At 34.7% G+C, this 13672-nt stretch carries 13 protein-coding genes and 1 other annotated feature; of the genes, 11 read left to right on the forward strand and 2 right to left on the reverse strand.

Annotation, left to right across the window (positions count from 1 at the left end; all coding sequences use genetic code 11):
• Nucleotides 1-23 precede the first annotated feature (23 nt).
• The 9 genes from CLOLE_RS08565 to CLOLE_RS08605 all read left to right on the forward strand — a co-directional run bounded on the left by CLOLE_RS08565 (nt 24) and on the right by CLOLE_RS08605 (nt 8174).
• On the forward strand, nt 24-1382 hold the full coding sequence (locus CLOLE_RS08565) for a DUF4340 domain-containing protein (protein WP_013656703.1): 1359 nt from the start codon (nt 24-26) through the stop codon (nt 1380-1382).
• A gap of 78 nt (nt 1383-1460) precedes the next feature.
• Nucleotides 1461-1721 (forward strand): GIY-YIG nuclease family protein, encoded by a 261-nt coding sequence (locus tag CLOLE_RS08570; protein ID WP_013656704.1) that lies wholly within the window; start codon nt 1461-1463, stop codon nt 1719-1721.
• Entirely contained in the window at nt 1718-2572 is an 855-nt protein-coding gene (locus CLOLE_RS08575; protein WP_013656705.1) for a YitT family protein, read from the forward strand. The genes CLOLE_RS08570 and CLOLE_RS08575 overlap by 4 nt, the downstream gene beginning before the upstream one ends.
• Before the next feature lie 196 nt (nt 2573-2768).
• On the forward strand, nt 2769-3224 hold the full coding sequence (locus tag CLOLE_RS08580) for an RrF2 family transcriptional regulator (RefSeq protein ID WP_013656706.1): 456 nt from the start codon (nt 2769-2771) through the stop codon (nt 3222-3224).
• A gap of 17 nt (nt 3225-3241) precedes the next feature.
• Nucleotides 3242-4171, forward strand: coding sequence for a cysteine synthase A (cysK, locus tag CLOLE_RS08585; RefSeq protein WP_013656707.1), 930 nt, complete (start codon nt 3242-3244; stop codon nt 4169-4171).
• Between the two features lie 289 nt (nt 4172-4460).
• Nucleotides 4461-5135 (forward strand): uracil-DNA glycosylase, encoded by a 675-nt coding sequence (locus CLOLE_RS08590; protein WP_013656708.1) that lies wholly within the window; start codon nt 4461-4463, stop codon nt 5133-5135.
• A gap of 77 nt (nt 5136-5212) precedes the next feature.
• Nucleotides 5213-5463, forward strand: a binding site (T-box leader).
• A gap of 43 nt (nt 5464-5506) precedes the next feature.
• Entirely contained in the window at nt 5507-6517 is a 1011-nt protein-coding gene (asnA, locus tag CLOLE_RS08595; RefSeq protein ID WP_334290676.1) for an aspartate--ammonia ligase, read from the forward strand.
• A gap of 254 nt (nt 6518-6771) precedes the next feature.
• Nucleotides 6772-7206: a DMT family transporter gene (locus tag CLOLE_RS08600; RefSeq protein WP_013656710.1), complete on the forward strand. Its 435-nt coding sequence runs from the start codon at nt 6772-6774 to the stop codon at nt 7204-7206.
• Nucleotides 7207-7229: 23 nt separating this feature from the next.
• Nucleotides 7230-8174, forward strand: a complete 945-nt coding sequence (locus tag CLOLE_RS08605) for an L-lactate dehydrogenase (RefSeq protein WP_013656711.1) — start codon at nt 7230-7232, stop codon at nt 8172-8174.
• Between the two features lie 68 nt (nt 8175-8242).
• Here the strand turns inward: CLOLE_RS08605 and nrdG are convergent, their stop codons facing one another.
• Nucleotides 8243-8722, reverse strand: coding sequence for an anaerobic ribonucleoside-triphosphate reductase activating protein (nrdG, locus tag CLOLE_RS08610; RefSeq protein ID WP_013656712.1), 480 nt, complete (start codon nt 8720-8722; stop codon nt 8243-8245).
• A complete protein-coding gene (nrdD, locus tag CLOLE_RS08615; protein WP_013656713.1) occupies nt 8719-10836 on the reverse strand; it encodes an anaerobic ribonucleoside-triphosphate reductase in 2118 nt (705 codons plus the stop codon). Before nrdD ends, nrdG begins: the two co-directional genes overlap by 4 nt.
• Nucleotides 10837-11143: 307 nt before the next feature.
• Between nrdD and CLOLE_RS08620 the strand changes: the two genes are divergently transcribed.
• Both CLOLE_RS08620 and CLOLE_RS08625 read left to right on the forward strand, forming a co-directional pair.
• Nucleotides 11144-11857, forward strand: coding sequence for a 3'-5' exonuclease (locus CLOLE_RS08620; RefSeq protein WP_013656714.1), 714 nt, complete (start codon nt 11144-11146; stop codon nt 11855-11857).
• Nucleotides 11858-11980: 123 nt separating this feature from the next.
• Nucleotides 11981-13669 carry a S8 family peptidase gene (locus tag CLOLE_RS08625; protein ID WP_013656715.1) on the forward strand — a complete coding sequence of 563 codons (1689 nt, stop codon included), beginning with the start codon at nt 11981-11983 and terminating at the stop codon, nt 13667-13669.
• Nucleotides 13670-13672: the final 3 nt, after the last annotated feature.

Here is a 13672-nt window from a genome sequence, read left to right on the forward strand (position 1 = left end):
TTCTAAAAACAGGAGGAACAAGAATGAAAAAGAAGATGGGCATAGTCCTATTATTAGGTATCATTTTAGGTGGAGCAGGAATGATATATTACAGTACTCAAAGTAAAATGACAATGGGACAAGCTATAGGGAAAGAAGAAGTAGCACAGAAATTATGTACTCTAGAGGGTAATGTAGTGCGTATTGAAATAAAAAGGGGTGAAACGACTATTTTAGAAAAAGAACATCAAAACTGGGAGAATCCAGAACATATGGACTTGACGTATGATTGGCAAGCAGTACATGAGTGGTTAGTGGCGATAAGAAAAATAGAAAGTAAGGAAGCCATTTATAAAGTAGAAGATGAGGCCCAATATGGTATAGATGATAAGTCTCTTATCATTACACTTTATGATGAAATGAATCATAGTCAAACATTTAAAGTAGGAAAGATAACAGAAGATAAACAACTCTTTTATATGACAACTGATCGCATGGAAGGCGTATATGCAGTGGCTTATAATGATGGACAACAGCTTTTAAGAAATCCGAATACTTTTGTAGTAGGCAATTTAAAAATACCTGAGTTAGAAAACATAGAGCAAATCAAACTGACACATAATGAAGAATATACTTTAAGCCTTAAGAAGCTACAGGATTTAGGTGTTGATAAATGGTCTTTAATGGACTACTATAAAGGAAGTCACTTTATTCAAACAGAAGTAATGGAGCAGTTACTCGAAACGATTAAAGAGATGAAGATAGATAGTTTTGCAGGAGCCATTACAGAGAAGGAAGATTATGGTCTAACTAAGCCACAACTTATTTTAGGTCTGAATCAGGGATGGGAATTAAGTTTTGGTAAAACAGAAGGTGATCTGGTTTATGTAAGAATGAATGACCAGTCAGTTGTTTATACGATGAAGAAAGAGGCGTTAGAGCAACTGACTAGCTATAAACCATTCGACATGATTTCAAGAGAAGTTTTAGAACTGCCGTTATCTGGGATTAAACAGATTGTGTTAGAGAATCCACAAGGTACTTATAACTTGACACTAGAGTATGGAGAAGCAGGACAGGTTGCTACTGAAATAGTAAGTCAATTAGATGAAATAGCTTTAAATAAGGAGCAAACTGCAGAGCTTATTTCAACTATTAGCTCAAGCATATGGATTGAGGCAGCACTTCAAAATCCTGAAATTGAACAAAAAGAAGAAAGAAAAGCTGAAATTACAATTACATGTACTTTACAAAATAATCAAGAGGAGACAATTGAACTTATTCCTTATGATATTAATTATTATATTTTACGTGTAGATGGTGTTACAGAATTTGCGGTTAATAAAGATAAAGTAACAAAGCTATTTAGTACACTTAGTCATATGAAAAAAGAAAAGAAGTAAGGATGAAAAAAGGAACTCCATTGATTATGAGTTCCTTTTTGCTATTATAGTATAATAAATATAAAAAAGGGAAATGCTATGTATTATATATATATTTTGAAATGTAAAGATGGTACCTATTATACGGGATACACTAATAATATAGAAAAAAGAGTGCGTATACATAATGATAAAAAAGGTGCAAAATATACGAGAGGTCGTACACCCGTTACTTTGGTTTATGAAGAAAGCTTTGCGACTAAAGCAGAAGCTTTGAAAAGAGAATATATGATTAAACAAATGAGTAGAGCTGAAAAAGAAGCTCTTATCCATTCAAAAGCTGAGGAGCTGAGGGAATGAAACAACTAGTAAAAGAATATATAGGAATTATTATAGGAGCATTACTTATAGCCATAGGACTTTATTTTTTCTGGGCACCATCAAATTTAGCAGCTGGAGGCGTAAGTGGTCTAGCAATTGTTCTAAAGGCGCTCTTCCCGATTGTACCCATTGGTATTCTTATTTTTATTTTAGATTGCTTGATGTTTATGATTGGGTTTATCATGTTAGGAAAAAGCTTTGGATTAAGAAGCTTAATGTGTAGTTTGTCTGTATCAGTATTAATGACAGAGTTAGAATTCATTTGGCCTAATTGGCAGCCTATTAGTGACGATTTACTAATCTTACTTATTTTTGGAGCGTTATTTATTGCTATAGGTCAAGCATTAGTGTTTAATTTAGAAGCATCTTCTGGTGGAACAGATATTATAGCAAAAATGATTACCCAATATACGCACCTTAATATTGGAACCTCCTTAATGATAGCTGATATGATTGTTGTTCTTTTAGCTACGGGCATATTTGGGCTTGAAAAAGGACTTTATGCGGCATTAGGGGTTTTAATTACGACTAACTTAATAGATTATTTAATTTCTGGGTTTAATGTTCAGCGCTATGTCATGATTATTCCCTCATCTTCAGATAAAGTGCAACCGATTAATACGTATATTTTAGAAACACTAGAGCGGGGTGCAACTATCTATACAGCAGAAGGAGCGTATAGTAAAAACCCTAAGCAAGTCATTACAACTGTTATCGACCGTAAGGAATTTATTGATTTAAAAAGGAAATTAATTAGAATTGACCCTTTAGCTTTTATGACAGTACAAAATTTACATGAGGTTGTTGGAGAAGGTTTTAAAGTGAAATAAAAAATGGTTAGAAATTAAAATAGAGATAGAAATTAAGCGGATAGCTTTCTTTCTATCTCTATTTTAATTTAATATTTTAATTTTATAAATAAGATTCTTAGAATTTAGTATAAAATTAATCGAAAAGGGTTGACAATTCTAGATATAAAGCATATACTACAAAACATAGAGAAATAGTAGGAATAAAGGAGGGGCTATGAAAATATCAACAAAAGCAAGATATGGTTTACGTGCTTTAGTAGATTTGGCAGTTCATTCATCAGGGGATCAAGTACCACTTATTAGTATAGCCCAGAGACAAGAGTTATCCGCCAATTATATGGAGCAAGTTTTTTCATCTTTAAAAAAAGCAGGAATTGTAAAAAGTATCAAGGGGTCACAAGGTGGCTACATTTTAGCAAAGCGTAGCTGTGACATCACTGTAGGAGAAGTCATTAGGGCTATAGAAGGAGAAATTCTTATCGTAGAAGAAGAGGAAGCTAGAGATGATGCTTCTTTAATTTATAATAGCATGAAACAGTGTTTACAAGAACAAGTTTGGAGTAAAATTACAGAAAGTATTTGTCAGGTGATTGATCATATTACCTTGGAAGATTTAATGAAGGATTATGAGAAGCTTAATCAAAAAGAAGTATTAATGTATTATATATAAAAATGGGAGGAATTAAAATGGCTAAGATATCAAAAAATATTACAGAGTTAATTGGAAATACCCCTTTATTAGAAATAGGGCAGTATGCAAAGAGTGAGGGAGTAGAAGCAACGCTTATTGTTAAACTAGAGTCTTTTAATCCAGGTAGCAGTGTAAAAGATCGTATTGGTTATTACATGATTCAGGATGCTGAAAAGCAAGGGCTTATAACAAATGAAACAACTATTATTGAGCCAACTAGTGGGAATACAGGTATTGCTTTAGCTTATATATGTGCAGCAAAAGGTTATAAGTTGATTTTAACTATGCCTGATACAATGAGTGTAGAGCGTCGTAATATATTAAAGGCATTAGGAGCAGAGCTTGTGCTTACAGAAGGAGCAAAAGGTATGAAAGGTGCTATTCAAAAGGCTGAAGAGCTTGCTAAAGAAAAAGTACCAAGCTTTATACCACAGCAATTTAATAATCCAGCTAATCCTTTAGCACATCGTTCAACAACTGCACTTGAAATATGGAATGATACAGATGGTAGTGTAGACCTTTTTGTAGCAGGTGTAGGAACAGGTGGAACAGTATCTGGTGTGGGAGAGGTACTTAAAGAAAAGAAACCACAAGTGAAAATCGTAGCTGTGGAACCAGCAGATTCTCCAGTACTTTCAGGTGGTAAACCAGGACCACATAAGATTCAAGGTATTGGTGCTGGTTTTGTACCAGCAGTGTTTGATTCTGAGGTGATTGACGAAATTATTCAGGTAAGTAATGAAGACGCTTTTGAAACAGCTAGAAAGCTTGCTAAGACAGAAGGTGTATTAGTAGGAATTTCATCAGGAGCTGCTTTATATGCAGCCACTCAATTAGCTAAAAGACCGGAAAATAAAGGTAAAAATATCATAGCACTTTTACCAGATACTGGAGAAAGATATTTATCTACACCTTTATTTGCTTAGTAATCTTTGCTCAAGTATCAGTTGAGGGTAACTTGTACAATCAATCAAAGATAAAAAATGAGAGCAGAATAAATCAAATTTTATAAGATTACCAAATAACTGCCAGTAAGCCTTAAAAGGTGAAAACTGGCAGTTATTTGTTTGCCTAAATTAAAAGTAAGTTAGCAAGTACTGCAAGAGCATAAAGGAAGAGGAATAAAAAGTTGATGAAAATAACATCCTAAGTTGTAGCCGGTAGAGAAATAAGTATGGTATATTTGAGAGGATGATATAAAAGAGGAGCGATGAAATGGTAACATTTAATAACAGCTGGGACGAACAACTAAAGGATGAATTTGAGAAACCTTATTATAAAGCTTTACATGAATTTTTAAAAGATGAATATAAGACTCAAACGATTTATCCGAATATGTATGATATCTTTAATGCTTTAAAGACAACAAGTTATGATGACGTAAAAGTCGTTATTTTAGGACAAGATCCGTATCATGGAGAAGGACAAGCACACGGAATGGCTTTTTCTGTAAAGCCAGGTGTAAAAGTACCACCTTCACTAGTTAATATTTATAAAGAACTTCAAGCTACTTTGGGGTGTTATATACCGAATAATGGTTATCTTATGAAATGGGCTGAGCAAGGCGTATTATTACTTAACACGGTTCTTACGGTAAGAGCTGGTAAGCCTCAATCTCATAAGGGAAAAGGTTGGGAAGTATTTACAGATCGTATTATTAGTTTGCTAAATGAAAGAAAAGATCCTGTTATTTTTATTTTATGGGGAGCGCCAGCTAAGAAAAAAGCAGAGCTTATTACTGCACCTTGGCATAAGATATTAACAGCTGCTCATCCTAGTCCTTTATCTGCATACAATGGCTTTTTTGGATGTAATCATTTTCAAAAGGTAAATGAGTATTTAATAGCTATGGGTAAGACACCTATTGATTTTCAAATAGAAAATATCTAGCCTTTTAAAACAAGAATGCTAAAATTGACTTGACAAAATATTTGACTGTAATTAAAATACTTATATAAATCTAAAAAATAAAGACGATGAAAAGACGAGTAAATCTTTACTAAGGTTTAAAGAGAGCCGAGGGAGCTGAAAATCGGTAACAAGGTAAGGATGGAAGAACAGCTTGGAGTTGCTAATCGAACGGCTATTGGCTTAGTAGACTTAGACGGGATAGACCGTTATATCTAAAACGTATCGAGTAATCTGTACGTTAGTGAGAGGATTTTAGTTTACTAAAGTCAATTAGGGTGGCAAACGCGAATCAACCTTCGTCCCTTACGTTTAAGGGAAGGAGGTTTTTTATATTTTAAAAGGAGGAATATGTGATGCAATTAAGAATTCCAGAAGGTTACAAAGCCAAATTAGACTTAAGAGAAACAGAAGTGGCAATTAAAAAGTTAAAGGATTATTTTGAAAATGCTTTAGCTTATGAGTTGTATTTAACTCGTGTGTCTGCTCCACTTTTTGTTAAACCAGAAACGGGTTTAAATGATAACTTAAATGGGACAGAAAGAGCAGTTGCTTTTGATATTGCAGATGATAATCATGCTATTGTAGAGGTGATTCATTCTTTAGCTAAGTGGAAAAGAATGGCGCTTGGTAGATATGAATTTGGTATTAATGAAGGACTTTATACAGATATGAATGCGATTCGTCGTGATGAAGAATTAGATAACTTACATTCCATTTATGTCGATCAATGGGATTGGGAAAAAGTTATTACTAAGGATATGCGTAATACAGAGTTTCTTGAGAAAACAGTAAAGCAGATTTACAGGGCGTTTATTAGAACACAAAACTATATTACAGAAGAGTATCCTGTACTTGAAAAATGGTTGCCAGATGAAATTTATTTTGTAACTTCACAGGAGTTATTAGACAGCTATCCAGAACTTACTGCTAAAGAAAGAGAAAATAAAATTTGTGAAGAAAAGAAAGCTGTATTTGTAATGCAAATTGGTGGGGCTTTAAGTAATGGAGAAAGACATGATGGTAGAGCGCCAGATTATGATGATTGGTCTCTTAATGGAGATATTTTATTCTGGAATCCACTTTTAGGTAGCGCATTTGAACTTTCTTCTATGGGAATCCGTGTAGATGAAGAAGTACTAGAAAAACAATTAGAAATAGCAGGGTGCCCAGAACGCCGTGAATTAGCTTTCCATAAAGGTGTTTTAGAAAGACAATTACCTTATACAATTGGTGGTGGGATTGGTCAATCTAGAATTTGCATGTATTTCTTACAAAAAGCACATATTGGAGAAGTTCAAGCATCCATTTGGCCACAAGAGATGATTGATGCTTGCGAAGCAGTACATGTTCATTTGCTATAACGCTCTTGATTAAACAATAGAGCATGTACAATCGGAGTATATGGTTTAATACTGTGTTCATATACATAGGATTAAGATAATAAGTAAATTTAGAATAAGCGATTAAAATCTGTGAAGAGAATTTTAATTGCTTATTTTTTCGTTTATTTAAGTACTTAGGAGAAATAAGCAGTAGAGGCAAGCAATCTTTAGAAAAGGAATAAAAAAACGAAGATGATGCACAATAAACGTAATAATAGAAAAAGGAGAGCATTATGTTTATTAGTATCATTACAGCACTTATATCAGGGATTCTTATGAGTGTACAAGGTGTTTTTAATACAAGAGTAACAGAAAAGTCAGGTGTTTGGTTTACAAGTAGTATTGTTCATTTTATTGCTTTTATATGTTGCCTCGGAGTATTACTTTTTGTGCGTGATGCCAATGTAGAAGGGTTTAAAACCATTAATAAGTGGTATTTATTAGGCGGTGTTTTAGGCGCAGGAATTACGTATACAGTAGTAGTGTCTATGGCTAAGCTAGGGCCTAGTTATGCTGTCATGCTTATTTTGATTGCCCAAATGACTGCTGCTTATTTGATTGAATTACTAGGGTGGTTTGGTACAGAAAAAGTGAATTTTATGTGGACAAAATTGGTAGGAGTCCTCATAATGGTTGGTGGAATTATCGTTTTTCAATGGAAAAAATAAAACGGTAGCAGGAGGAGGCAAAAATGATTAAAAATAAAGTATGTATTATAGGAGCTGGCATGGTAGGCTCTGCTACCATGATGTCCATCTTAAACTCAGGCTTAGTAGCTGAGATCGTTATGATAGATCAAAATGAAAAAAAGGCAGCAGGAGAGGCATTAGATGCCTTTCATACGACATCCTTTACATATGTGCCTAATGTGTTAATTCGCCAAGGTAACTATGAAGATTGTAAGGATGCACAAATTATAGTGATGTCAGCAGGACCTAGTGTTAAACCTGGTGAAAAGCTAGATAGACGTATTTTAACTAAAACCAATGCAGAAGTGACGCGCAGTGTAATGAAGGAAATTATTAGATATACGCAGGAAGCCATTATTATCTTTGTTTCTAATCCTGTAGATGTTGTCACTTATATTGCACAAAACGAATTTAACTATCCTAGAAATAAAATCATTGGTTCAGGAACCTTATTAGATACAGCAAGAATGAGACGTATTATTGGAGAGCATTTCATGGTAGATACAAAGAATGTGCATGGTTATATTCTAGGAGAGCATGGTGCTACAGCTATGGCTACTTGGAGCTTATGTAACTTAGGAGGTATTCCCTTAAGTGATTGTAGCAAAAAGTTTAATAAACCAGCCGTTAATCAAGAGCAAGTTCTTAAAGAGGTTATTGATGCCGGAATGAATATTTTAATGGCAAAAGGTTATACAAACTATGGGATTGCAGAAGCAGTAGCACGTATGGTAAAAGCAATTGTCTTAAATGAGCTGAGTGTCCTTCCTGTTTCAACTACATTGGAAGGTGAATATGGTATAAAAGACGTAGCTATTAGTGTGCCTTGCATTATAGGGCAAGAGGGGATTCAAAGTATTTTAGACATTCCGCTTACAAAGGAAGAGCATGACAAACTTCTAGCGAGTGCCAATAGTTTAAAAGAAATCATTAGAACAATCGAGTAAATAGTAAAGGAGCTACTACGAGGCTAACAGATGAGTTAGCTATGTAGTAGCTCCTTTGCTTATATTTTTTAGCTTTCTATAATCTTCCCTTGACTGAGATAAAGTATACGTTGATTACGAGAACCTCTGTAGAGAAGATGTTCATCCTTCTCAGCTAGGATAAACGGACCATCAATGAGTACATCAATAAAATTTAAAAGCTTTCTTCTACTAGGATTTGTAATGAGCTGTTCATAGGTATAGCCGGTATAGCACCAAAGCGTAAGGCCAGTTGCTTTAATAGAAGCAGCTAAATCTATCAAGGCCTCTGTTTGTTCAAAAGGTTCACCGCCGGAGAAGGTGATACCATCTATAAGTGGCTTGTTTTTTAAGATACGTTGAAGAATGTCAGAAGCTTCTACTGAGTCTCCATAATGAAAAGCCTGCATTTCTGGATTATGGCAGCCAGGGCAAGCATGAAGGCAACCAGACAGAAAGAGAACACTACGAAAGCCTTCTCCGTTAACAGTAGAATGATCTAAAAAACCAGCTACCTGTAAGGTACTCATACGTTAGTATAAGTATTTTTATGAGCTTCATCATGTGAGAGTCTGTCTTGTCTCTCGGCTGATTTACCACTACCAAAACGCTCATCTAAGCTGAGGTAGCCTGTTACACGGCTGATACCTTGGATATGGCTACTACCGCATTCAGGACATGTTTTCCCACAGTCTGTAACAGATGTACCACAGTCTTTACAGTATCTGAGATGAAAATTAATTCCTATGTAACTAATATTAGAGCTATCATAAGCATATGTAATAATTTTTTCAATCGTTTCTTCAGAAGGATAACCATCTACTTCTATATAACTGATATGACCCGCATTACACATACGATGGAAAGGTGCTTCGATTTGAATTTTATCTATAATAGAAATTTGATAGCCAACTGGAACATGGAAGCTATTCGTGTAATAATCCTTATCTGTCACACCTGCAATGCTACCAAAACGGTCACGATCTTGAATAACAAATTTCCCGCTAAGTCCTTCAGCAGGAGTAGCATAGCAGCTCCAGTTCATATGGGTATCTTGGGTTGCTTTATCTGTGAAATTACGGATACATTGAACGATTTGATAACCTAATTCACGAGCTGTTTCGCTTTCACCGTGATGTTTACCTGTTAAAGCAACTAAGGTTTCAGCAAGTCCAATAAAGCCAATAGACCAGGTGCCGTTTTTTAAGACAGGATCGATACTATCATTAGGTCCAAGGCCTTCAGAACCCAGCATAAGTCCTTCACCAACGACAAATGGTAAATCCTTCACCTTAAGGCGTTTAAGTACTTCGTAACGATGAAGTAAGGATTCTTTAGCTAACTGTAAGCGACTATCTAATAATACCCAAAAAGCTTCTAGATTACCTTTTGCTTCAAGAGCAACACGAGGTAGATTAATTGTAGTAGGTGCATTATTACCGCGTCTGTTAGGCCCCTCAGGACCGTTAATATTAGAGCATACATAAGTACGGCAACCCATAGTAGCTGGTAAAATACCTTTTGCATAATATTTTAAGTTAAAGTCAGCATCAATGTTCATGAAGGTAGGATTCATACGTGTACTAGCTACACGACAAGCCAGTTTAAAGAGATATTCATAAGGCGCATCCTCACCTCGGTTAACACCTTTTTTGACACGGAAAATAATATTAGGGAAGATAGGTTGTTCGTTTTTACCAAGACCTTTTTCGTATTCTTCTAAGAAAATTTGGCATACTAAAGCAGCATCATTGCTTTGTGGCAAACCAATATTAAGACTACTAAAAGGAACTTGTGAACCTGCACGAGAATGCATGGTATTTAAGTTATAAACAATGCCTTGCATAGATTGGCGTACTCTACTTACAAGTTTATTCTCTACAAAGGTAGTAAAATCTTCTTCGGATAAAGAAGACTTTAATGGGGCGAATTCTTGATTGATTTCTTCTCTTGTAAGTCCCACATAAGGTGCCATATCATTATCGAAGTTAACGTGTGATTGACCACCGAACATATCATTTTGAGAAGACTGTAATAAAATACAGCTAAGCTCTGCAGCAGATTCAATACGTTTAGGTTTGCGAATAGTACCATAACCTGTATTAAAACCATTCTCAAATACTTTACCAGTATCAATGTGTAAACAGTTAGTGGTTAAATTATAGCTATCGAGATCATGATAATACAAATCTCCTTGTTCATGTAGTTTAGCAAGGTGTTTAGGCATTTTTGATAAGTTATGCCATTTATTTGTTTCACTAGCAATACGAAGGAGCTTGGAAGAAAAGTTATTACCTACATTAGCATTATCTCTATCTGTTTCAATACCAATATTATGGACCGTATCCATAAGCTCGGATTTTAAGTCACGTATGCGTGTACGCTCTTTACGATAATTAGCATAAGAATTTTTTAAAGCTTCTAATTGTAAATCCATTAAAGTATCTTCAATCACATCTTGAATTTGTTCGACTGTAATTTCATAGCTATACAAGTCTTGAATACGGCCCGTGACTTTAGAAGTAATATCACTAATAGGTATATCAACTTCTACATTTTTTGCTGAGCGTAAAATAGCATTTTCAATTTTGGTGGTATTGAAGGTTACTTTTCTTCCATCTCTTTTAATAACATAATATTGCATTTTGCTATCCCCCTTAAAACTTTTGCCAATTTATATACTATACTATATATATAATCGGTTTTCTAAATATATACTATATCTTGCACATCTGTTTGGCAAGAATGTGTTTTTAGATTTTTTTGTCAATGTTTAAAAATGGAAAAGTTGGCTTGAATTCATAGGGAAATACTAGAGCATTATAAGATAGAGTAGCTTGTAAAAAAATTTTTCAAATAGAAACATAGTTAACTGGTTTGCAATTTATAGAGGGTGATGTACAATAGAAGATAAGAATACGTGAGAGTGAGAGTACTAAAAGGAGATTAAGATGAATAAGTATGTTGTTGTAGATATAGAAACAACAGGCGCTCATCCTGTGCAAAGTGAAATTATAGAGATTGGGGCTGTTTATATAGAGGAAGGTCAAGTAAAAAAAATATTTAACGAATTGGTGAGACCAACCCAAATAATTTCTGACTATATTATTTCTATTACAGGTATTACAAATGAGATGGTAGCAGATGCACCTCCTATTGAAGAAGTAATGCCCCGATTTATAGACTTTTGTGAGGATGTTCCTTTGATTGGTCATAATATTATTTTATTTGATTATCGCATGCTTAAAACTAAGGCTACGGCCTTAGGTTTTACATTTGAAAAAATGGGTGTAGATACATTGGTGATTTCTAGAAAAATGTTGGCACATTTACCCAGCCGTAAACTAGGTGATTTATGTGAGCACTATGCCATTTCCTTAGAAAATGCTCATCGTGCCTATCATGATGCTTTTGCTACTTATGAGTTGTTTGAAAAGCTTAGAAATGAGTTTGAAAAAAAGGAAGCAAAGCTTTTCCTACCTGAAAGGATGAAATGGGAGGTTCCTAAAATAGAACCAATGACTAAAAAGCAAAAAAACTATTTAGAAAGTCTTTGCAAGGGACATGGGTTAGTTTTACCACAAGGTTATGAAAACCTTAGCAAATCCGAGTGTAGTAAGTTAATTGATAAGATTATAGTAGGTCATGGTAAATTAATAAGATAAATAATAAAATAAATGGATTTAAGATTAATAATTAAAGAGATTGCCACATAAATATAATAAAGAACACAAGAATGCTCAAGGTCTAAAATTAGATTTTGAGCATTTTATATAATGGGGTGAATGATGGCAACTATTGATCAACAATTTATCTTGAGTAATTTAGTTTTAAGCAATTTTACTGATATACAAACGATAAGTAGCGCATTTCCTTCATTGCAGTTTGAAATGATTGCACCTAATACTTATGTCATAACGGTTCCTGCTGGGGAGCAAGCAGAAAGAGAGTTTAATACTTTAAGAAATACAGTTAATTTTATTACATCCCCTATTCCGTATGGTCTTAATGCAGTACCTGCTTTAAGTGCTTCTAATATTTCACAGTTTCATAATTATCCTTATGGGGAATTGCGTGGAAATGGGATCATTATTGGATTTGTTGATACAGGAATAGATTATACGAATACACTTTTTAAGAATGCAGATAATACAACACGTATTGTAAGTATATGGGATCAAACCATTTCGGGAAATCCTCCTTCAGGTTATAGTTATGGTAGCGTATATACGCAACAAGATATTAATGAGGCTCTTCAAAGTCCTGATCCTTTAGCCATAGTTCCTAGTCAAGATGAAAATGGACATGGTACTTTTTTAGCGGGAATAGCAGCAGGTAATGATCAAACAGGAACACTTGATTATACAGGAGGAGCACCAGATGCAACTATAGCTATGGTTAAATTACGCCCGGCAAGTGAATATATAAGAGATATATTTTTAATTAATACAGGGGAACCAGCTTATCAGAACAATGATATTATTGCAGGTATCAGTTATTTAGTTCGGTTATCACTGCAGGAACAAAAACCGATAGTCATTTGTATAGGACTAGGAAGCAATTACGGTGCACACAATGGTACAGAAATAATAGAAGATTATATTAGCAGTATTTCTATAGCAGCTAATATCATAGTGGTTATAGCAGCAGGTAATGAAGGAAGTAGCGGGCATCACTACAAAGGTACAGTGAGTAGTGGTGGCTCAGAGAGTCTAGAAATTAATGTAGGTGTCAGAGAAACAGGATTTCCTATGTTTGTATGGGTAGATATTCCTAATAAAATAACCGTTTCTATTAAAAGTCCACTAGGGCAAGTTATTGAAAAAATACCTATTATTCCTCGGATGCCTCAATCATTTAAGCTTAATTTAGAGGAAACAACAGTAACTGTCACTTATTTTTATCCAGATCCATTAACCGGAGGTCAAAAAATTGATATTAGGTTAGAAGAGCCAACACCAGGGTTATGGACATTAACAGTTTATGGAGACATTGTTATTAATGGTATTTTTCATGTTTGGTTACCACGTAGAGGATTTATTCAAAGTGATACAAGGTTTTTAAGACCTGATCCAGAAACCACCATAGAAATACCAGGGACAGAGCAATTTGGGATTACGGTAGGGAGCTATGACTATTTAGATGATAGTGTTTATGTCTCTTCTGGCAGAGGGCCTACTACAGATGGCATTATGAAGCCAGATTTAATTGCGCCTGGTGTTAATGTTCAAGGGCCTATGCCAGGAGGTGGATTTACCACTTATGTAGGTACTAGTACAGCGGCAGCCATAACAAGTTCTGCAGCGGCATTGTTAATGGAGTGGGGGGTTCTTAAAGGTAATTTTCCTAATATGAATACACGGATAGCTAGGAGTATTCTGATTCGCGGTGCTAGAAGGCAACCTAATGTAATCTACCCTAACACGATAGAAGGCTATGGCAGGCTAGACTTACAATCAAGTATTTCTAGAGCATAGGGG

It is taken from the genome of Cellulosilyticum lentocellum DSM 5427, assembly GCF_000178835.2.
Classification (GTDB): Bacteria; Bacillota; Clostridia; order Lachnospirales; family Cellulosilyticaceae; genus Cellulosilyticum; species Cellulosilyticum lentocellum.